Source organism: Arsenophonus sp. ENCA (assembly GCF_002287155.1).
GTDB lineage: Bacteria > Pseudomonadota > Gammaproteobacteria > Enterobacterales > Enterobacteriaceae > Arsenophonus > Arsenophonus nilaparvatae.
Map to the genome: position 1 here is coordinate 1 of NZ_NHNG01000136.1, position 863 is coordinate 863.

An 863-nucleotide genomic window follows, 5' to 3' on the forward strand; every position below is an offset into this window, starting at 1 on the left:
AACAGGTAAAACGCACATCAGGGCGACCCTGATAGGTTCGCCGAAATCCGTTGATGATGTAGGTGTATTTCATACTGCACCTCCAACAGAGTTAACACATGAACGAGGAAGCATATTCACCGGAATATAGCGGTCAAAGCCTTGAGATTTGCCAAATGTCCTTAACTCAAAGGCAGAATGGACGTTGAGTTTTTCGTATAAACTTTTAATGTGGTGCTCTGTTGTACTAGTCGCAATATTTAACCGTCTAGCGATTTCCTTGCTGCTAAAACGGTGCATTGTGAAAAACAGAACTTTCCACTCTTTATCAGTGAACAGTTTGTTAGGTTTTTCGGTGGTAACCGCATAAGGTTGAATGCCATCGACATAGTCCAACGGTGACAAAAACAGGAACTCATGGGCATGGAAGAATGTTCCCATGTAGCTCTTCTCGTTATCAAAAAGCGGTAAGAAATGGAACTGCCAAACGGTGGGCGATTCCCTGAAATCAGCAGGCAAATTACATATCAAAGAGAATGGCGATTTTTCGCTGTGGATTCTCTCTATCAGCGTTCCCATTTCAGGCAAATGAATAAGCAAATAGAGTAAATCTGTCATTTTGACGTTGGTATCGACTTTACCTTCGTTATCAACTAAACCAGAAGGCACACCGCTACTCAAAAAGAATTTAATCATCTCGGATTTCATGCTACACCTCCGATACTACGAAGGTACTCACGCTGACGGGTTGTAAGGTATTTTGATGTGTGAGCAAAACTCAAAATCTGCTCGATTGATATGCCGCACGCTTTCATTATGCGTGCAATATGCGTACTATTTCTCATAGTCCGACTCCTACTATCACTAGGTTTTTGGATTAACTC

The 863-nt window shown here is 41.9% G+C and carries 1 protein-coding gene; it reads right to left on the bottom strand.

The features are described from left to right. Positions 1-69: 69 nt before the first annotated feature. On the bottom strand, positions 70-687 hold the full coding sequence (locus CBG25_RS03775; protein WP_290604613.1) for a helix-turn-helix domain-containing protein: 618 nt from the start codon (positions 685-687) through the stop codon (positions 70-72). Positions 688-863 lie beyond the last annotated feature (176 nt).